Genomic DNA, 18,525 nt, shown 5'->3' with positions numbered 1-18,525 from the left:
GGTCGTGGTCGCTGTCAACTGGCAAAGAGACGCACCTCTTCCTTGTGATGCCGCACGTGGGCCTCGGCGAGCAGGTCGAGCGCCGGGGCACCGGGTGCGGGTAGGTCGCGCGGGTCGTGGCCCGCGACGGCTGCGCCACGCGCGGCGACGGCGTCGAGCGCGTGGGACAGGTTCGCGACGATCCCGTTCACCGCGAGCGGGTCGAGGCCGAGCAGGCGGACGGCCGCGCTCGCGGGACCGCTCACGGCCAGGTAGGCCGCAGCCGAAGCGGCGTCGACGGGCCGCCCGCCGGACAGTCCCGTGATCGCGCCGAGGATCACGGGGTGGTGCGGACGCGGCGTCTCGGCCAGCAGCTCACGCAGCACGGGTGACGGCCACGCCGCCTTCGCCGCACGCGCGGTGCCGCGGCCCTGCGCGCGCGAGGCCTCCCGCTGCGCGGCCGAGGGCGTGCGGGCGTCGAGCTCGCCGTCCAGCACGGCCCAGTGCCGCGGCGTCACTCCGCGCGCGGCCGCGTGCGCGGCGGCCGCGGCGAACACCGCGGCGAGCTCGCCCGCCGCGCGCAACCTGCCTGCCAGGAACGGCCGCAGATCCGCCGAGTCACGGATGAGCCCGCGCTCGACGGCTTCCTCGAGACCGCCGGAGTGCACGTGGCCACCGCCGGGGAACCGCGAATCGGCCAGGATCAGCGACACCGCACCGGCGCCCGTCACGGAGGAGTCCATCGTCGACACCGCGCTCAGAACAGGAAGTAACGCTGGGCCATGGGCAGTTCGCCCACCGGTGCGGGTTCGACGAGTTCCCCGTCGACCCTGACCGCGAAGCTGTCCGGATCGACGTCGATGTCCGGCGTCGCGTCGTTGAGCACCATGTCGGCCTTCGTCACCCGGCGGGTGTCGGAGATCCGCGCGAGATCGCTCCGCAGGCGCCACCGGTCGGCCAGATCGGGGTCGGCCGACGCCGACACGAAGTGCAGGCTCGACTCCGCCGCCACCGCGCCGGACGCGCCGTACATCGGGCGCGCGTACTGCGGCTGCGGCGTCGGGATCGACGCGTTCGCATCGCCCATCTGCGCCCACGCGATGAACCCGCCCTTGAGCACCACGTGCGGGCGGACGCCGAAGAACTTCGGCTCCCACAGCACGAGGTCCGCGAGCTTGCCCACCTCGACCGAGCCGATCTCGCGATCCAGTCCGTGCGCGATCGCCGGGTTGATCGTGTACTTGGCGACGTACCGACGCGCCCGCAGGTTGTCCGCGCCGGGTCCCGCGTCGTCGCCCGGCATGGCACCGCGGGAGCGTTTCATCACGTGCGCGCTCTGCCAGGTACGGATCACGACCTCGCCGACCCGTCCCATGGCCTGCGAGTCGGAGCCGATCATCGAGATCGCGCCGACGTCGTGGAGCACGTCCTCGGCGGCGATCGTGCTGGGCCGGATGCGGCTCTCGGCGAACGCCAGGTCCTCGGGCACCGACGGGTTGAGGTGATGGCACACCATGAGCATGTCGAGGTGTTCGTCGACGGTGTTCACCGTGTGCGGCCGCGTGGGATTGGTCGACGACGGCAGCACGTTCGGCAGGCCCGCGACCGTGATGATGTCCGGCGCGTGACCGCCGCCCGCGCCCTCGGTGTGGTACGCGTTGATGGAACGACCGCCGATGGCGTCGATCGTCGACTCTACGAACCCCGCCTCGTTCAGCGTGTCCGTGTGGATGGCCACCTGCACGCCCGACTCGTCGGCGACCGTCAGGCACGCGTCGATCGCCGCAGGCGTCGTGCCCCAGTCCTCGTGCAGTTTGAACCCGCCCGCACCCGCGGCGAGCTGTTCCCGCAGCGCGTCACCGCGCACGGTGTTGCCCTTGCCCAGCAACAGCACGTTGACGGGCTGGTCGTCCATCGCCTGCAGCATGCGGCCGAGATTCCAGGCGCCCGGCGTGACCGTCGTGGCCTTGCTGCCCTCCGCGGGTCCGGTGCCACCGCCGACGAGGGTCGTCAGTCCGGAAGCCAGCGCCGTCTCCGTCAGCTGCGGGCAGACGAAGTGCACGTGGCAGTCGATGCCGCCCGCCGTGAGGATCCGCCCGTTTCCCGCGATGACCTCTGTGGACGGTCCGATCACGAGCGCCGGGTCGACACCGTCCATCGTGTCCGGGTTGCCGGCCTTGCCGATGCCGACGATCCGACCGTCCCGCACCCCGACGTCCGCCTTGACGACGCCCCAGTGGTCGAGGATCACCGCACCCGTGACGACGAGGTCCGGCGCGCCTTCCGCCCGCGTGACCGCGGCCTGGCCCATCGACTCACGGATGACCTTGCCGCCGCCGAACATCACCTCGTCACCCGAGCCGGACGCGCCCATGCTCCGGTCCTCGGTGACCTCGATCAGCAGATCGGTGTCGGCGAGGCGCACGCGGTCACCGACGGTCGGGCCGAACAGTTCCGCGTACCGCTCCCGGCTCAGCTCCGTCATGCGTCCCTCCGTTGCAGCCCCGGCACCACGCGTGCGCCCGCCAGCGGCACGAGGTCGACCTCCCTGTCGACGCCCGGCTCGAACCGCACGGCCGTGCCCGCGGGGACGTCGAGTCGCTTACCCTCCGCGGCACCGCGGTCGAACTCGAGGCCCCTGTTGGCCTGCGAGAACTCGAAATGCGACCCGACCTGAACGGGCCGGTCCCCCGTGTTGCGCACGCGCACGGTCGTGCGCGGTCTGCCGGGGTTCAGCTCCACCGCACCGTCTGCCGGGACGATCTCCCCTGGTGTCACCGCGGACCTCCTAGACGATCGGGTCGTGGACCGTGACGAGCTTCGTCCCGTCCGGGAAGGTCGCCTCGACCTGGACCGAGTCGAGCATCTCCGGAACGCCGTCGAGCACCTGGTCACGGGTGAGCACCTCGCGGCCCGACGACATCAGCTCGGCGACCGTGCGGCCGTCCCGCGCTCCTTCGATCACGTGGTCGGTGATGAGCGCGACCGACTCGGGGTGGTTGAGCCGCACCCCGCGTTCGAGCCGTCGGCGGGCAACGTCGGCCGCGACGTGAACGAGCAACTTGTCTCGCTCCTGGGGACTCAGATGCATGAGATGTGTCTACCACCGCGACCGCCGTCGGAACCCCGTCGGAAACGCACCCTTAACACGCGTGCGGCGTGGCCCACTCCGACACCGACATTCGGGCATTCCACCCCGATCGGGCGCCCGCGGGTGCGATGTACGGCGCGGGGCGTATCCACCGACCGCGGCGGATGGCAAGGTGCGCGGTGTCCCCTACCGAGATGTTGGAGCCGGCATGGATGTTCTCGCGCCGATCCTGTTCGGCATCGTGCTCGCCGCGATCGTGGCCTCGGCCGTCTTCCTGATGCTGCGCAACCGGAGGCGGGACGACTCGTACCGTCACGACTCCGGCCCCGAGCTGGCCGAACTGGCCCGGCAACGCGGCTGGACGTACCAGGCCGAGGAAACCGGCTATGCCGACCGCTTCACCGGCTTTCCGTTCTCGCAGACAGCCCGCAACAGGATCTCCCGGGACCTGCTCCACGGCGTGGTCGCGGGCCGCGAGTTCACGTGCCTGTTGTACACGCCGACGCCCTTGACGGTCGGCGAGCGGAAGACGTACTCGCGCTACTACCGCGTGTTCACCGTGCGGCTCGCTCGCGAGGTGCCGACCCTTCAGGTGACGCCCACCAAGAAGGACGTCCGGCCACGCGGTGACGAGGACTTCGCCGCGACGGTGCTGAACCCGACACTGCGCGCGGCCGTCCACGCACGCGGGCTCCCCTTGCGGTTCGAGGGCGACCTGCTGCTGACCTGGTACGAGCAGAAGGGCCCGTTCGGAAAGTCCGATGTGGATGCCGGACTGGCGTACCTGACCGAGGTGGCCGGCCTGCTGCCCGCCGACCTCGGCAGGCCGACCGTCCCCTGACCCGCACCGGCGCCGGATACGCGGAAGAGCGCCTCGCCCGCGCGGGCGCAGAACGCGCGGGCTCAGGGCGTGGTCAGGCCGGGCGGATGTTGGACACGAAGGTCTGGAAGTCCGGCAGCACGGTGTCGAACTGCGACTCCTTGCAGGTGAGCATGACCTCGACGACGACCTGCTTCTCCGGGTCGGAGACGTCCCGCAGCAGCAGGTACACCTGGAACTGGATCAGCTTCAGCGGCTGGTTGTCGATCGTCGTGGTGAGGTCGACCAGCTGCATCAGGCCGGGCGCGTCGTCCGACCCGAGCACCTGCCGCTGCCGCATTTCCGCCGTACCCGCGGTCGCGCTCGTCAGCCGCTCGAGCGATTCCTCGGCCGTCTCCTCCAGCACGTTGTCACCGGTGCGCATACTCCCGGAGACGGTGATGTTGGCCGTGAAGCCGTCGGACGACGGCAGGTGCAGGGCGACGAACGCCGCACCGGGTGCGTCCACCTCGTCCGGCGGCGCCGACGTCCAGCCCTCCGGGAGGTCGAGCTCCAGCGGCACCGGAAGTTGCGTGGCCATTCGTTCTCCTTCTCACGCAGCGCGCGGCCGCGGGTTTGGGCGGGTGAGCTAGTCGAACGGGTTGAGTGCTCCGCCGATGTCGCGGACCTTGTCGCCCGCTCCGCCTGCGAAGTCCCCGATGGCGTCGCTTGCCTGCCCGACGGTGTCGGTGACCTTGCCCGGGTCGATGGTGATTTCGCCGCCCAGCTTGCCACCCACGCCGAGTGCGGCACCAACCTCGCCGCCGACGACGAACTTGCCGTCGTCCATGCCGACCTGCACGTCGGCCTCGACACCGGCGCCTGCCCACGCCTCGCCCTTCACACCGGCGCCGACACCGCCGACGTCGCCGTGGACCTCACCTTCGGCGCGCGCACCGGCGAACGCGCTGGCGCCCGCCTTCAGCCCGTCGGCACCGACCTCGACGTTCCCCTGCGCCTCCGCGCCCGCGAACGCCTTGCCGGAGCCACCGACCTCCGCGACACCGTAGTTGATCTGCCCCTTGGCTTCCGCGGTCGCACCGACCGACGCCTTGGCGGTGCCCTTCAGCCCGTCGCGCGTGAAACCGACGCCCGCGCTCGCGTCCGCACCGAGTTTCGCGCTCGCCGATCCCGACGCGGTGCCGCCACCCGCGAGCTCGGTCGCCCCTGCCGCCTGCGCCTTCCACAGGTCGTAGGAGGCCTTCGACTGCGCGACGGTCACGTCGACGTTCGGGCCGCGCCGTTCGGGCGTGTCGAACTGGTGGCCGTACTGGTTGTACCGGTCGAAGCGGTCGTTCCAGCGCCCGCCGTCCTCGCGCGCCCGCTCCATGAGCGTCTTCTCCATGGAGTCGGTGTTGACGTTGCCCTTGATCTGCGGCGACTTCGAGGCGAAGTCCGCGGGGCCGGTCAACCAGCCCGGCGCATCCTGCGAGTGGCCGCCCTTCTCCTTGATCGCCTTCGCGTTCTCGTCGCCCGCGGTCTTGAGCTGCTCCCTGGCGCGCTCCAGCATCTCCCTGGCGGCCTGCCGTTTGGCCTCGCCGGGGTCGTCGAACGTCTCGGTCGCGCCGGGCGCGTTGGGCGAGACGCCGTGCTCGTCGATGTAGCTCTGCTGGGCGGTCGAGGTGGCCTGCAGACCCTCGTTGTACTTGGCGATCGCCTGTGCGGCCTGCGACTGGGCGTGCGAGACGCTCTGCGCATGGGCATCCAGCGCGCTCGCGGCCGCCTTCAGCGCGTCCTCGCCCTTCTCCCACTTCGGCTTCTCGCCGGAGAAGGTGTCCCAGAACCGGCTGCTCGCCGCGCCGTACCAGTTGTCGATCCGCACGTTGCCCAGGTCGGACGCCACGTCGGAGAACTTCTTCGCCTGCTCCCGCAGCGTGTTCGCGGCCCCGTTGATGGTCTCCGCGTTGCCGGGGATGAGTTCCTTCGGGTCCTCGGTCGACCCCAGTTCAGCCATGTCAGCCCGCTCCGGTCACATCGGCGGTACCTGCGGCCCGGGGCCGGGTACCGATCGCATCGTGTTCTGCTCGTCGGCCTGCTCGTACGTGCCGGCGGCGCCGTCGAGTGACTGTCCGGCTCCACGTCCGCTCTCCTGCAGCAGCCCCGTCGCGAGCTGCCACGTCGTGCAGAACTCGGTGAGGGCCGTCGCGACGCCGCCGTGACCGAAGGCCTCCTTACTGCCGACGAGGCCCTCGAGTTTCACGTCGTCCGCCTTCCCCACCGCGGTGTCGATCGAGCGTGCCGCACTGCGCAGCTCCTCCGGATCGACGTCGTACCCGCTCATGGATCACTCCTACAGGGCAAAATCTCGGACACGGATGCACGCATCGTAATCACAGGCCCGGCGCGTTCGGGGCCGATTTCGGCAGATCGCCGTCGAGCAGCCACAGCTTGTCCGATAGTTCTGGTTCGGACGGGCGACATCGTTGCGCTGTCCGCATCGCGTCACCGTGTGTCACGCCGATGACCGCCGGGCCGCCGCCCGCAGCAGTCCCGGGGTGAACCTCGACAGCACGTTCGTGACCTTCGCCTCCGCGGTCGGCGCCACGACCGGCCGGTCCCGTTCCACCGCACGGAGAACCTCGTCCGCCACCTTCTCCGGCGCGAAGTTCCGGCGCGCGAACAGCCGGTCCGAACGCGCCCTACGACCCGCCTGCTCGTCCTCGCCTGCCCCGGCGAACCGCGCGGTGGCGGCGATCGACGTCCGCACGACCCCGGGACACACCGCGCTCACCCCGACACCGTGGGCGGCCAGTTCCGCGCGCAGGCACTCCGTCAGGTGCAGCACAGCGGCCTTCGTCGTCGAGTACGCGGGCAGCACCGCGTTCGGCAACCACGCCGCCATCGACGCGACGTTGACAACGTGCCCGCCCTCGCCCCGCTCGGCCAGCCGCCCGCCGAACAGCCTGCTCCCGTGGATCACGCCCCAGAGGTTGACGTCGACGACGTGCGCCCAGTCGGCCACCGACGTGTCCAGCACCGACCCCGCGACGCCCACGCCCGCGTTGTTGACCACGACGTCCGGCACGCCGACCTCCGCCACCACCGACGCGGCGAACTCGGCCATCGCCTCCGCGTCGGAGACGTCGACGGAGCGGGGAAACGCCTCGCGACCGCGGGCCCGCACCTCGCCCGCCACCTCCGTGGTCGACGCGACATCGGCGAGCACGACGTCGGCGCCCTCGTCGGCGAAGGCCAGCGCCGTGGCCCTGCCGATCCCGTTGGCGGCGCCCGTCACCAGGACGAGGTGGCCCGCGAACCGGCCGACAGGCCGAGGGTTGACCCGGCTGCGGCGCAACGACCGCGCCTCCGTGCCGCCCTCGACGTGGTCGATCAGTTCGGCGGCGGCCCGCGCGATGCGCCGTGGCTCGGCGCGCGCGACCCAGTGACCGCCCGAGATCCGGCGCACCCGCAGGTCGTCGACCCACCGTTCGACACCCGACTGCAGCGGGGCCGTCACGTAGGCGTCCCCGGTCGGGGCCACCACCTGCACGGGCACGTCGGCCCGGCGCTCACCCGGCCCGCCGAGCCTGCGCAGCATGTTCGCCCGGTACAGGTTCAGCCCGTGGACGGCGTCGGCCTTCACGGGGGCGGGTTCGGCGGGGTCGGTGCGGCGCAGCACGCGTGCCAGCACGCCGCTGCGGATCGCCAGTTCGGGCACCACGGGGAGCTGGAAGAAGCCGATGTAGGCCGAGTGCGCGGCCTGCCGGGCGAGGTCGCGCCAGGCCGAGGGCCTGCGGAGGTTGTCGCGGAACCAGTGCCCCGCGTGGTCCAGGCACGGACCGGAGATCGACGTGAACGACGAGATCCGGCTGCGCAGCCACTCGCCCGTGACGGCGTGCCACGTCTGGATCGCGCCCCAGTCGTGGGCGAGCAGGTGCACGGGGCCGTCCGGGCTCACGGCGTCGACGACGGCGGCCAGGTCGGCGGCGAGCCGGTCGAGGAGATAGGCGTCCCGGCTGCGCGGCCGATCCGACGCGCCCGCGCCGCGGACGTCGTAGGTGACGACGCGGAACCGGCCCGCCAACTCGGCGACGACGCCGTCCCACAGCGACGCGTTGTCGGGGTAGCCGTGCACGCACACCACGGTCGGCACCCGTACGTCGGCGGTCACCGCCTCCCTCGACGGCTCGTGCACCCGCACCGCCAGCTCGACCCCGTCGTCAACCCGCACCCGTTGCGTCGCCATGCCCGGCACCCTAGCCCGCAGGCACGCCCCGACCGGTGCGGTTCGTGACGCACGCTAAACACAGCCACGCGCCGGCCTGCCCTCGAGGAGTGGTGGCGGGCCCTGCGGGCGGGAGCCCCCCAAGGGGCACCTTGGTGGCACTCAATGCAACCAAGGTGCCCCCCGGGGGCGACACGGCCGGTACGCACGCCAGCCGCAATTCGGGCTGTCTACGATCTCGGCCATGCTGCCTACGACCGAGCTCGTCCTGAACCGTCGTGTCGCCACCGAACAGGTCGCAGGCCGCGCGCCGTCCCTGGCGGCCGCGGTCGTGCGCGACGGCGAGATCACGTGGTGGGGAGCGCGCGGCACGGTCGACGGCGCCCGCCCGGACCGGACGACCCAGTACCGCATCGGCTCCATCACCAAGTCGATCGTCGCGGCGGCGGTGCTGCGCCTGCGCGACGAGGGCCTGCTCGACCTCGGCGACCCGCTGGACAAGCACGTGCCGGGCACGACGTTCGGCGGCTCGACGATCGCCCAGCTGCTGTCGCACACGAGCGGGCTGACGTCGGAGTCGCCGGGCGCATGGTGGGAGCGCAGCCCCGGCGGCGGCTGGACCGACCTGTCGGCGAGCCTGACGCCCGACGAGACGAAACACCGCCCCGGCCGCCGGTTCCACTACTCCAACGTCGGGTACGGCGTCCTGGGCAGGCTCGTCACCGCCGTCCGCGGCGCCGACTGGCTCGACGTGGTGCGCGCCGAGATCCTCGAACCGCTCGGCATGCGCCACACCGCGCCCATGCCCGGTGAGCACGGCCTCACCGCAGCCACGGGCTACGCCGTTCACCCGTTCGCCGACGTCCTGCTTCCCGAACCGGCCCACGACGCGGGCGCGATGGCACCCGCCGGTCAGCTGTGGTCGACGCTCGACGACCTCGCGCGCTGGACGGCGTTCACCGGCGGCCGCACCGGCGACGTACTCGACCCGGGCACCGTCGCCGAGATGCGCGAGGCGGCCACGGTCGACGACTCCGGTGGCCCCTGGACGGCGGGTTACGGCCTGGGTTTCCAGCTCATCCAGGCCGGCGGCAAGCGCCTGGCCGGGCACACCGGGTCGATGCCGGGGTTCCTCGCCTGCACGCTGATCGACCCGGCGACCCAGACGGGCGCGGTCACGTTCGCCAACACGACGTCGGGCGTCGGCATCGCGGGCCTGACCGCCGACCTGATCTCCATCGCCGACGACCACGAGCCCCCGCTGCCCGCCGAGTGGACGCCGTCGCCGGTCGAGCCGCGGCTGCTGGAACTCACCGGCCTGTGGCACTGGGGCCCGAAGCCGTATCACCTGTACGCGCTTCCGGACGGCTGGTTGAACCTGACGCCCGCCGACGGCGCGGGGCGGGCCTCCCGCTTCCGTCCGATCGGTGACGACCGGTGGCTCGGACTTGACGGCTACTACGCCGGAGAAACCCTCACCGTGGGGCGAGTGAGCGACGGCACACCGACGTACCTCGACCTTGCGACCTTTGTTTTCACCCGCACTCCCTACGATCCGAACGCCCCGGTACCCGGCGGAGTGGACCCCGAGGGTTGGCGAGCGTGAAACACTGCCGACATGACCGAAGCCGCTGACTTGACGATCCCTGCAGAACTCAAGCCCTCCGACGGCCGATTCGGGTGCGGCCCCTCCAAGGTTCGGCCGCAGCAGCTGGCCAACCTCGCCGAGGAGGGCGCGAACGTGCTCGGCACGTCGCACCGCCAGAAGCCGGTGAAGTCCCTCGTGGGCCGCGTCCGCTCCGGCCTGACAGACCTGTTCGGCCTGCCCGACGGCTACGAGGTGGTACTCGGCAACGGCGGTACGACGGCCTTCTGGGACGCGGCCGCGTTCGGCCTGGTACGCGAGCGGGCGCAGCACTTCACCTACGGCGAGTTCTCGTCGAAGTTCGCGAAGGTCACGGACAAGGCCCCGTTCCTGGACAAGTCCGTCATCGTCGAGGGCGAGCCGGGTAGTGCCCCGGAGATCTCGTACCAGGCGGGCTGCGACCTGGTGGGCTGGGCGCACAACGAGACCTCGACCGGTGTCGCGGTGCCCGTGCATCGCCCGGCGGGCAGCGACGACGCGCTCGTGGCGATCGACGCCACCTCCGGCGCGGGCGGCCTGCCGGTGAAGGCCGAGGACTTCGACGTCTACTACTTCGCGCCGCAGAAGTGCTTCGCCTCCGACGGTGGCCTGTGGATCGCGCTCATGTCGCCCAAGGCGGTGCAGCGCGTCGAGGAGCTCGGCGCGGGCGACCGGTGGGTTCCGGAGTTCCTGTCGCTGCCGACGGCGCTGGACAACTCCCGCAAGGACCAGACCTACAACACGCCCGCCGTCGCGACGCTGCTGACGCTGGCCGACCAGATCGACTGGATGAACGCAGGCGGTGGCCTCGACTGGACGACCGCGCGGACGAAGGACTCCTCCAGCCGCCTCTACGAGTGGGCCGAGCAGACCTCGTACACCAGGCCGTACGTGACGGACCCGTCGCTGCGTTCGCAGGTCGTCGGCACGGTCGACTTCGACGACGACATCGACGCGGCCGCCATCGCGAAGGTGCTGCGCGCCAACGGCATCCTCGACACCGAGCCGTACCGCAAGCTGGGCCGCAACCAGCTGCGGGTCGGCATGTTCCCGGCGATCGAGCCGGACGACGTCACCGCGCTGACGAAGTGCATCGAGTACGTCGTGGAGCGGCTCGGCAAGTAGGCCGCCCCGCCACACGCCCCCAGGGGCACCTTGGTTGCACTGAACGCAACCAAAGTGCCCTTGGGGGCGTTTTCTGTCTCCGCTCAGCGGCCGCGGATCGGTTCGGACCTGCCGAGCTCGTTGCCGTGCTTGTCCAGCGCCGCGACGGCGAAGAACGGACCCGCCGCGTCGCACGAGATCGCCGTCTCGAACCCGCCCCGCGGCACCGTGACCTCCTCCGACAGGTCATCGGCACGCTGACCCGCCAGGACCCGCCAGCGACGCACCTCGGTCGCGCCGTTCCAGCTCGCGTAGACCAGCACCCCGCGGGCCGCGTTCTTCCGCACCGCCAGCGCCGGCTTGTCGTCCGGCCTGCCGACCCAGTCGCCCAGGTAGGCCCGGTAGGACTGCACGAACTCCGGGGACCGCCAGTCGGTGAGCCACTCACCGTCGGCGTCGAACTCCGAGGTGTAGGGCTGACATCCCCAGCCGACGATCGCGCGCCCGTCGTCGAGCAGCTGCAGGTTGCCCTGGTTGTCGCAGAGCAGCCCCGCGGGGTGCACGTACTCGCGGTCGACGGTCGCGGTCATCGCGTCCTCGTCGAGTTCGAGGACCAAGCCGCGCGAACGGTTGGCCTGCGGGGGCGACGAGGCGTTGTCGAACAGCGACAGCGTGCCGTCGGGCTGCCTGCGCGCGTCGTGCTGCCAGGCGAACTCGACGCCCTTGCCGAGGCGGAAGTCGGTGTTCTTCCCGCCGAGTGTCCACCGCAGGGAGCCGTCGGACTTCGCGATCTTGTAGATCGCCCACGTGTTGCGCGCCGAGACGAGCAGGTCACCGTCGTCGTCCAGCCCGATCGAGTTCAGGTGGATGTAGTCGTAGGGATGGTCCTTCGTGCCCTGGCCCTCCACGGGGAGCTGCGACTCGGTCAGGTCGACGTGGTCGAGGCTGCGCCAGTCGAACAGGACCTCGCCGGTCTCGATGTCGATCTCCTGGATCACGCCGTCGGACACCCAGCCGTCCGACGCGCCGCCGACGGAGCTCAGGTCCCGCTGCACCGGGTCGTAGGCCATGATCAGTGCGGTGTCACGGTCGGTGATGAGGAACTCGTGCAGGTCCGCGTCTGCGACCCCGCCACCCGTGTTGACCTCGGCGATCTGCCGGTAGCTCTGGTCGAACACGAGGCACTTACCCTTGCCGAACCCGATGGGTGCGGCGCCCTGCCAGGTCGTCAGGACGGGCCGGCCGCGGTAGGTCTGCATCCGGAAGTCCATCGGTTTGCGGTCGTCCCGGTCGCTCACGGCGAACCACACGGGCTCACCGCGGCGGTTGACGATGAGCATGCCCGCCTGGCCGGCACCCTCGCCCTGGTAGTCCTTCACGCCGAGGAACAGGTGCCGCGGGCTCGGCTGCGGCGCGGTGTCCGGGTCGGCGTCCGACATCTTGATCTTCGGTGGCCGCAGGTCGGGCCGCGAGTAGAAGGTGTGCACCTCCTCCGCCTTGGGCGGGGGCAGCACCTCCGGCTCGGGTTTCGTCTGCGGAATCCGGTACCCGACGTACCCGCTGATCAGGGGGACCGCCGCGACGGTGCCCGCGACGCCCGCACCTGTGAAGAACCGGCGCCTGCTGACTCGTGTCTCGCTCATATCGCGTATCCGTTTCCTCCCCCAGGGACCGGCACCCGCGGGGCGCCGACCCTCTTGTCCGAGTTGTACTGGTCCGATCGAGTGATCATCGAACATGTCGACTTTCCCGCGCGCAAGGGTCGGCCGTGCGCGTGATCTCGCCGTGACTCGGCGCGCCTGCGTCGTCAAGGCGACGCGCCGCTCTAACGTTGGCCGGCAAGGAACGTGAACGCGCATGGGAGGCGGAATGCGAACGCTACGGGTGGTCGGGTTGCACGAGGACGGCGAGTCCATCGTGTGCGAGGACCCCGAGCGCCGTGAGCGGTTCGTCCTGCCCGCGGACGAGCGGCTGCGCGCGGCCGCCCGCGGGGATCTCACCCGCCTCGGCCAGATCGAGATCGAGCTGGAGGCCCAGATGCGACCACGCGAAATCCAAGCCCGGATCCGCGCGGGCGAGACGGTCGAGCAGGTCGCGACCGCCTCGGGAGTCCCGACCGACCGCGTCGAGCGGTTCGCCTACCCCGTGCTGCTCGAACGCTCCCGGCACGCCGACCTGGCCCAGCAGGCGCACCCCGTGCGCGACGACGGCCCGGACGTGCAGACCCTCTCCGAGGTCGTCGCCCACGCCTTCGGCGTGCGCGGCCACGACTACTCCCAGGCCGAATGGGACGCCTGGCGCGGCGACGACGGCAAGTGGGTCGTCTGTCTGCGCTGGGCGGCGGGCCGTTCGTCCAACCGTGCCCACTGGACGTTCACGCCCGGCATGCACGGCGGCACCGTGACCGCGATCGACGATCTGGCGGCCTCGCTGCTCGACCCGACGTCGTTCCGCACGCCCCGTGCCGTCACGGACCTCACCGAACGGACGGCCGCACAGCAGACGGCGCAGGAAGACCCCGAGGTCTCGGCGGAGGAGCTCGAACCCGTGCTGTTCGACTGCCCCGAGTTCGACGAGCCCGACGAACCGGGCGGTACGGCGAGCAACGTCATCGAGGCACCACTGCCCGTCGACGAACCGCAGGCGGACGAGACCACGTCCGGCACCGGCAGGAGCGAGGTCGACGGCCGTGGCACCGGCGGTGAGGAGCCTCGTCACGCGCCCGCGGCGGGCCAGGCCACCGGTTCCGACGCGGGGTCGGGCCCCGGCAAGCCTCGGCCGAAACGCCGGGGCGGCCACACGCCCGTGCCCGCCTGGGAGGACGTCCTGCTGGGCGTCCGCAGCCAACGCGGCTGAGATCCGCGGTTCCGGAACGCGAGACGTTCGGCGCCGCACCGCCGGTCGACACACGAAGGGCGGCCCACCCGGTCGGGTGAGCCGCCCTTCGCCGTGTCGGTTCCGCCGTGTCGGGTTCCGCGGAGGTCAGACGCTCTTCGGCGTGCCGACCCGGTCCGACTTGTCGCCGGTCCACGTCGACACACACGGGATCCGCGAGGTGTCGCAGCGGTCGGCGTACTTCTTAGTGATGTCGGTGACCTCGGTCATCAGGCCCTCGTTGAGGGTGATCGGGTTGAGGCCCAGGTGCAGGAAGCGGTCGTTGGCCACGTGGAGGTCGTTCTCGTCGGCCTCGTTACGCGGGTTCTCGACGTTCTCGATCTTCGCGCCGGTCTTGTCGGCGATCATCTGCGCCAGGTCCCGGACCCGGTGGGTCTCGGTCATCTGGTTCAGGATCTGCACCCGCTCACCCTTCTCCGGCGGGTTGCTGATCGCGAGCTCGATGCACTTGACCGTGTCCTGGATGTGGATGAACGCACGCGTCTGGCCGCCCGTGCCGTGCACGGTCAGCGGGTAGTCGACGCCCGCCTGCATCAGGAACCGGTTGAGCACCGTGCCGTAGTCGCCGTCGTAGTCGAAGCGGTTGATCAGGCGCTCGTCCAGCTGCGTGTCCTTGGTCTGCGTGCCCCACACGATGCCCTGGTGCAGGTCCGTGACCCGGATCTTGTCGTTCTTGTTGTAGAAGTAGAAGAGCAGCTGGTCCTGCGTCTTCGTCATGTGGTAGATGCTGCCCGGGTTGGCCGGGTACAGGATCTCCTGGTCGATCAGCTGACCGTCGCCGGTCTCGATCTTGACGTTGAGGTAGCCCTCCGGGATCTTCATACCGGCCGTGCCGTAGCCGTAGACGCCCATCGTGCCGAGGTGCGCGATGTGGATGTCGAGACCGCTCTCGACCACCGCGGCGAGCACGTTGTTGGTCGCGCCGAGGTTGTTGTCCACGGTGTAGCGCTTGTGCCAGCTGCTCTTCATCGAGTACGGCGCGGCGCGCTGCTCGGCGAAGTGCACGATCGCGTCCGGCCGGAACTCCAGGAGGAGGTCGAGGAAGCGCTGGTAGTTCTGCGAGACATCGAGGTTGTGGAACGCGATGTCCTTGCCCGTGGCCTCCTTCCACGCCGTCAGACGCTCACCCATCGGGCGGATCGGCGTCAGCGACTCGGCCTCGAGCTCGATGTCGATCTTCCTCCGCGAGAGGTTGTCGACAATGGCGACCTCGTGCCCCTGCGCAGACAGGTGCAGGGAGGTCGGCCATCCGCAGAAGCCGTCGCCGCCAAGAACCAGTACTCGCATGTGTTTTCGTTCCTCCTGTCGCCTGAGCCGAACGGCCCGGCTCTGCACCCGAACTAGCCGGTTCACATTGTCTTAGTAACGGGCTGATCTCAACCCACCGGCAAAGAATAGGGATGTCGCCGCACGGACGAGAAAGGCGGTTGGCACAATGGGGGGTGTGACGACCGTTCCCGCAGGGCAAAACGCCGCTGACCAGCAGGACTCGCCTGACGACCCGGACCATCGCCCGGGCCAGCCGAAGTTCGTCGCACGTCTGGTCCGCGCGTTGATGAGCTCGGGCCTGGCCACCGGTATGAGCCAGGTGACGCTGATCGTGCTGCTCACGATGGGCGTGAACCCGACGGTCTCGAGCGCCGCAGCGTTCGTGGCGGGGGCAATCCCCAACTACTTCGTCGCACGCCGCTGGGCGTGGAACCGCAAGGGCAAGCCGGACGTCAAGCGTGAGCTGCTGCCCTACCTGTTCGTGATCGCCCTGGGCGGCATCGCCTCGATGACCCTCACGACGATCGCCGGCTGGATCACCGAGCCGCTCCGGATCGAAGGCTTCGTGCGCGTCATCGTGCTCGACGTCGCGTTCCTGAGCAGCTATGCGCTGGTCTTCCTCATCAAGTTCACGCTGCTCGACCGCTTCGTCTACAGCAAGCTCGACGCCCCCAAGGCCGGGAAGTCCGAGCCCGCGGAGGTGCAGGCCCAGGTCGCCTGAGCCCGCCGACGGCGCGTCCCGAGGACCCACGACGAGGGCCCGGTCACCACACCCGGTGGCCGGGCCCTCGTCGTACGCCCACCTCACCCGTACGGGGCATCTTCGAGGTGGAGACACGGCCGGTTTTGCGATCCTCCCGGGCACGGCGACACGGGGAAGGGCACGGCGGCGCGGGGAGAAATGTGGACAATTCACCGTCGGATTTTCGGTTCGACGGAACCGGAAGGCGGTGAGCCGTGATCCGATGTCCGTTTCCGCGCGTGGGTGGATTTTCCGATTTCCCCCACGAGGCAAATTTACGACCGCGTCCAGATAGTGCCTCGTTTCCGGCCGCGTCCGGACAACGCCTCGACACGGCCGCCCGGCACGACCGACCCCGAGACTCCGCAGGCCGCCACCTCCGGCGGAGTCGCCCCTGAAATGCCGCCAGACGACAGCGAGCGGCCCCTGGGAGCCCGTCGCCGGGTCCCAGGGGCCGCTCGTCGTTCTCCTCGCCTCAGGAGGCCGTTCAGGCCGGTTTGCGCTCGTCGGTCTGCGGCGCGGTCCTGCGCACGTACGGCCTGCGCTTGCCGCCGCGGAGGACGTACTCCCGCAGCCAGGTCCCGAGCATCACGCGCGAGTAGTTCGCGCCGTACTTGATGCTGCCGCCCTTCTTGCTGGCGCCGTTGTTCCGCAGCTCCATGGTCATCGGCACCTCGAGCACCCGCGCCCCCTTCGCCATGACCCCGAGCAGCAGCTCCGACGCCTGGTACTGCGGCTCGCGCAGCGTCACGGACGCCCCCAGGTCGGCGGGCATCGCGCGGAAGCCGAACGAGGTGTCGGTGATCTTCTGCATCGTGAGGATCGACGCCAGCCACGCGAACACCCGCACGCCCAGCCACCGCACGCTGCTGTCGTACTTGCCGGAGCCCAGCCGGCGCGAACCGGTCACGAAGTCCGCGGTGCCGTCGAGTAGCGGCTTCATGAGCATCGGCAGCTCGTTGTTGTCGTACTGGCCGTCGGCGTCGGTCGTGACGACCCAGTCGGCCCCGCACTCGTTGGCGAGGTGGTAGCCCAGCCGCAGCGCACCGCCCTGACCGCGGTTCTTCGGCGCCTCGCAGACGTACGCGCCCGCCTCCCGCGCGATCTCGGCCGTGCCGTCGGTCGCACCGTCGACGACCACGAGCGTCGAGACCGGGATGTCACCGCAGTGGGTGGGCATGTTCTGCAGCACCGGCGTGATGCCCTTGGCCTCGTTGTAGGCCGCGATGACGACCACGAGCGGGCTGAGCGGTGCTTCGCCGTATCGGCTACGGAACTCGGACACGGCCGCGGTGTCGACGTCGTCGGGGTAGTCGTCCATCTTGGGACGACGGCCGCTTCCAGCGGGCTTCTTCCCCATTCCGAACATCGCGGCCAGACCCAACACGCCGCCGATCGGCAGCAGGACGAGCGCAGGCAACTGATACCTCCAGGAGAACTCGAACGCGGATGAACCCGCCAGGATGATGAGCGCGCTGCCGGTGCCGAGGAACGCACCGGACCTCAGCGGCGATCTGCGTGCCTTTCCTACTCCGACCGCACCCAGGATGCCCAACAACAGGAACACCGCGAGAAGCGGGCCCCAGGTGTAGCCGCCGTTCTGTTGATAATCACGCATGAAGGACGCGAGCGCCCGATCGGCGTGCGGCAACTCGTCATCATAAGCGAGCGTCCACGCCTGGTACACCTGAGGCGTCTCCGTCCCCACATCGTGGTACGGATAGTGCGACTGGAAATGCCATCGTTCCGCGGGGACGTCGTTGTGGAACGTCTCCTTGACCGGGACGAAGTTCTTGCCGAAGTCGTAGAGCACTTCGCCGATCAGGTCCAGCGGCTGATGCAGGATGACCCAGTAGGAGAACTGCCGCGCCAGGGTCGCCTTGTCGCGTTCGTCGGGGAGCGGTTCCTCCGGCCAGTCCGCCGAGCCGTACTGGAAGTGCGTGTAGTAGTCGACCGACTGGCGCTCGTCGAGCGGTTCCTCCGGGCACATCAGCCGCAGGCCCTCGTCGTCGGGCAGCTTGCTGCAGTCGGCGAACGTGGCCGTACGGCCGTAGAGCACGTTGTTCGTGGCGCCGGTGAGCCCGAACTGGCCTGCGTGGACCGCGTAGTACGACATGTAGCCGAACAGCACGAGCACCACCCCTGCCAGGCCCGCGAGCGTCCTGCCCGCGACGTGCCTGCGACCGGCACGCGTCTTCCACGTCTTCAGCCCGCCGAACGCGAACAGGAGGAAGAGCCCGAACGGCACCGCGACGACGAGGCCGATCGTGCGGGTGAGCACCGCGGCCGCGAGCAGTGCACCTGCGAGCGCGGCACGCTTCCACGTCAGCTCCCCGCGCGAGAGCAGAGCCCAGAGCATGCCCACCAGCAGCGCCTGGAAGAGGATCTCGGACATGAGATTCGCTTCGATCTGCAGCTGGTAGGCGTCCACCAGCACCGGCGCGGCCACGATCGCCGCGAGCCAGCCGCGGTCGGTGTAGCGCATCGTCAGCCGGTACAGCGCCAGTGCCAGCAGGATGCCCACGAGGTGCTGGACGGCCTGCACCCATGCGAACCCGCCGAACTCGAGCAGGAACTTGAGCAGGAGCGTGTACCCGAGCGGGTTGAGATCCGTCGGCCGCAGTTCCTCCAGGTTGCCCAGGTAGCGGAACGTGTCGATGTAGAGCAGAGCCGGCTGGTACGCCAGCCAGGTCACGACACGCAGGGCAACGCCGCCGGCCAGCAGCAACAGCAGCAACCAGTGACGGCGGAGAAAGGTGGACACTCTCGGCGGTCTCTCTCGTCGGTCGGCTCGGCG

The 18,525-nt window shown here is 70.2% G+C and carries 16 protein-coding genes; 5 read left to right on the top strand and 11 right to left on the bottom strand.

Features of this window, described 5'->3' with window-relative positions; translation table 11 throughout:
• Nucleotides 1–14: 14 nt before the first annotated feature.
• Genes LY13_RS03875 through LY13_RS03860 form a run of 4 tightly spaced genes read right to left on the bottom strand, consistent with a single transcriptional unit; the run spans nucleotide 15 to nucleotide 3,070 of the window.
• Nucleotides 15–722 (bottom strand): urease accessory protein UreF, encoded by a 708-nt coding sequence (locus LY13_RS03875; protein ID WP_253826724.1) that lies wholly within the window; start codon nucleotides 720–722, stop codon nucleotides 15–17.
• Nucleotides 723–736: 14 nt separating this feature from the next.
• Nucleotides 737–2,464 carry an urease subunit alpha gene (locus LY13_RS03870; RefSeq protein ID WP_253826723.1) on the bottom strand — a complete coding sequence of 576 codons (1,728 nt, stop codon included), beginning with the start codon at nucleotides 2,462–2,464 and terminating at the stop codon, nucleotides 737–739.
• Entirely contained in the window at nucleotides 2,461–2,757 is a 297-nt protein-coding gene (locus LY13_RS03865; protein WP_253826722.1) for an urease subunit beta, read from the bottom strand. Before LY13_RS03865 ends, LY13_RS03870 begins: the two co-directional genes overlap by 4 nt.
• Nucleotides 2,758–2,767: 10 nt before the next feature.
• Nucleotides 2,768–3,070, bottom strand: a complete 303-nt coding sequence (locus LY13_RS03860; RefSeq protein ID WP_253826721.1) for an urease subunit gamma — start codon at nucleotides 3,068–3,070, stop codon at nucleotides 2,768–2,770.
• Nucleotides 3,071–3,278: 208 nt separating this feature from the next.
• Here LY13_RS03860 and LY13_RS03855 point away from each other — a divergent pair, with 208 nt between their 5' ends.
• Nucleotides 3,279–3,911, top strand: coding sequence for a hypothetical protein (locus LY13_RS03855; RefSeq protein WP_253826720.1), 633 nt, complete (start codon nucleotides 3,279–3,281; stop codon nucleotides 3,909–3,911).
• Nucleotides 3,912–3,984: 73 nt separating this feature from the next.
• Here LY13_RS03855 and LY13_RS03850 read toward each other — a convergent pair whose 3' ends face one another.
• The 4 genes from LY13_RS03850 to LY13_RS03835 all read right to left on the bottom strand — a co-directional run bounded on the left by LY13_RS03850 (nucleotide 3,985) and on the right by LY13_RS03835 (nucleotide 8,115).
• Nucleotides 3,985–4,470, bottom strand: a complete 486-nt coding sequence (locus LY13_RS03850) for a hypothetical protein (RefSeq protein ID WP_253826719.1) — start codon at nucleotides 4,468–4,470, stop codon at nucleotides 3,985–3,987.
• A 48-nt stretch (nucleotides 4,471–4,518) separates the two neighbouring features.
• On the bottom strand, nucleotides 4,519–5,883 hold the full coding sequence (locus tag LY13_RS03845; protein ID WP_253826718.1) for a putative T7SS-secreted protein: 1,365 nt from the start codon (nucleotides 5,881–5,883) through the stop codon (nucleotides 4,519–4,521).
• Nucleotides 5,884–5,898: 15 nt separating this feature from the next.
• The gene (locus LY13_RS03840; protein WP_253826717.1) at nucleotides 5,899–6,210 is read right to left on the bottom strand and encodes a WXG100 family type VII secretion target; all 312 of its coding nucleotides are present in this window, start codon (nucleotides 6,208–6,210) and stop codon (nucleotides 5,899–5,901) included.
• A 171-nt stretch (nucleotides 6,211–6,381) separates the two neighbouring features.
• Entirely contained in the window at nucleotides 6,382–8,115 is a 1,734-nt protein-coding gene (locus LY13_RS03835) for an SDR family oxidoreductase (RefSeq protein WP_253826716.1), read from the bottom strand.
• Between the two features lie 223 nt (nucleotides 8,116–8,338).
• On the opposite strand from LY13_RS03835, the gene LY13_RS03830 reads away from it, so the two are divergent.
• Together LY13_RS03830 and serC are read left to right on the top strand one after the other, a co-directional pair.
• Entirely contained in the window at nucleotides 8,339–9,700 is a 1,362-nt protein-coding gene (locus tag LY13_RS03830) for a serine hydrolase domain-containing protein (protein WP_253826715.1), read from the top strand.
• A gap of 12 nt (nucleotides 9,701–9,712) precedes the next feature.
• Nucleotides 9,713–10,843, top strand: a complete 1,131-nt coding sequence (serC, locus tag LY13_RS03825) for a phosphoserine transaminase (RefSeq protein ID WP_253826714.1) — start codon at nucleotides 9,713–9,715, stop codon at nucleotides 10,841–10,843.
• A gap of 83 nt (nucleotides 10,844–10,926) precedes the next feature.
• On the opposite strand, the gene LY13_RS03820 is transcribed toward serC, so the two are convergent.
• Entirely contained in the window at nucleotides 10,927–12,465 is a 1,539-nt protein-coding gene (locus tag LY13_RS03820; protein WP_253826713.1) for an arylsulfotransferase family protein, read from the bottom strand.
• A 226-nt stretch (nucleotides 12,466–12,691) separates the two neighbouring features.
• On the opposite strand from LY13_RS03820, the gene sepH reads away from it, so the two are divergent.
• On the top strand, nucleotides 12,692–13,678 hold the full coding sequence (gene sepH, locus LY13_RS03815) for a septation protein SepH (RefSeq protein ID WP_253826712.1): 987 nt from the start codon (nucleotides 12,692–12,694) through the stop codon (nucleotides 13,676–13,678).
• Between the two features lie 126 nt (nucleotides 13,679–13,804).
• Here sepH and LY13_RS03810 read toward each other — a convergent pair whose 3' ends face one another.
• A complete protein-coding gene (locus LY13_RS03810; RefSeq protein WP_253826711.1) occupies nucleotides 13,805–15,004 on the bottom strand; it encodes an NAD-dependent epimerase/dehydratase family protein in 1,200 nt (399 codons plus the stop codon).
• A gap of 148 nt (nucleotides 15,005–15,152) precedes the next feature.
• Here LY13_RS03810 and LY13_RS03805 point away from each other — a divergent pair, with 148 nt between their 5' ends.
• Nucleotides 15,153–15,707 carry a GtrA family protein gene (locus tag LY13_RS03805; protein WP_372493734.1) on the top strand — a complete coding sequence of 185 codons (555 nt, stop codon included), beginning with the start codon at nucleotides 15,153–15,155 and terminating at the stop codon, nucleotides 15,705–15,707.
• A gap of 508 nt (nucleotides 15,708–16,215) precedes the next feature.
• On the opposite strand, the gene LY13_RS03800 is transcribed toward LY13_RS03805, so the two are convergent.
• Nucleotides 16,216–18,492, bottom strand: a complete 2,277-nt coding sequence (locus tag LY13_RS03800) for a glycosyltransferase family 2 protein (RefSeq protein ID WP_253826709.1) — start codon at nucleotides 18,490–18,492, stop codon at nucleotides 16,216–16,218.
• Between the last annotated feature and the right edge of the window lie 33 nt (nucleotides 18,493–18,525).

The sequence above is a fragment of the Prauserella aidingensis genome, assembly GCF_024171865.1.
GTDB classification, from domain to species: Bacteria; Actinomycetota; Actinomycetes; order Mycobacteriales; family Pseudonocardiaceae; genus Prauserella; species Prauserella aidingensis.
The sequence above is the reverse complement of the archived record's forward strand: the minus strand, read 5'-3'. Positions and strand labels throughout refer to the sequence as shown.

Bases quoted from the DNA above. Each gene is read 5' to 3' on its own strand.
- LY13_RS03835 (WP_253826716.1), bottom strand. From the start codon at position 8,115: ATGGCGACGCAACGGGTGCGGGTTGACGACGGGGTCGAGCTGGCGGTG.
- LY13_RS03860 (WP_253826721.1), bottom strand. From the start codon at position 3,070: ATGCATCTGAGTCCCCAGGAGCGAGACAAGTTGCTCGTTCACGTCGCG.
- LY13_RS03820 (WP_253826713.1), bottom strand. From the start codon at position 12,465: ATGAGCGAGACACGAGTCAGCAGGCGCCGGTTCTTCACAGGTGCGGGC.
- LY13_RS03840 (WP_253826717.1), bottom strand. From the start codon at position 6,210: ATGAGCGGGTACGACGTCGATCCGGAGGAGCTGCGCAGTGCGGCACGC.
- LY13_RS03850 (WP_253826719.1), bottom strand. From the start codon at position 4,470: ATGGCCACGCAACTTCCGGTGCCGCTGGAGCTCGACCTCCCGGAGGGC.
- LY13_RS03855 (WP_253826720.1), top strand. From the start codon at position 3,279: ATGGATGTTCTCGCGCCGATCCTGTTCGGCATCGTGCTCGCCGCGATC.
- LY13_RS03845 (WP_253826718.1), bottom strand. From the start codon at position 5,883: ATGGCTGAACTGGGGTCGACCGAGGACCCGAAGGAACTCATCCCCGGC.
- serC (WP_253826714.1), top strand. From the start codon at position 9,713: ATGACCGAAGCCGCTGACTTGACGATCCCTGCAGAACTCAAGCCCTCC.
- sepH (WP_253826712.1), top strand. From the start codon at position 12,692: ATGCGAACGCTACGGGTGGTCGGGTTGCACGAGGACGGCGAGTCCATC.
- LY13_RS03870 (WP_253826723.1), bottom strand. From the start codon at position 2,464: ATGACGGAGCTGAGCCGGGAGCGGTACGCGGAACTGTTCGGCCCGACC.
- LY13_RS03810 (WP_253826711.1), bottom strand. From the start codon at position 15,004: ATGCGAGTACTGGTTCTTGGCGGCGACGGCTTCTGCGGATGGCCGACC.
- LY13_RS03875 (WP_253826724.1), bottom strand. From the start codon at position 722: ATGGACTCCTCCGTGACGGGCGCCGGTGCGGTGTCGCTGATCCTGGCC.
- LY13_RS03830 (WP_253826715.1), top strand. From the start codon at position 8,339: ATGCTGCCTACGACCGAGCTCGTCCTGAACCGTCGTGTCGCCACCGAA.
- LY13_RS03805 (WP_372493734.1), top strand. From the start codon at position 15,153: ATGGGGGGTGTGACGACCGTTCCCGCAGGGCAAAACGCCGCTGACCAG.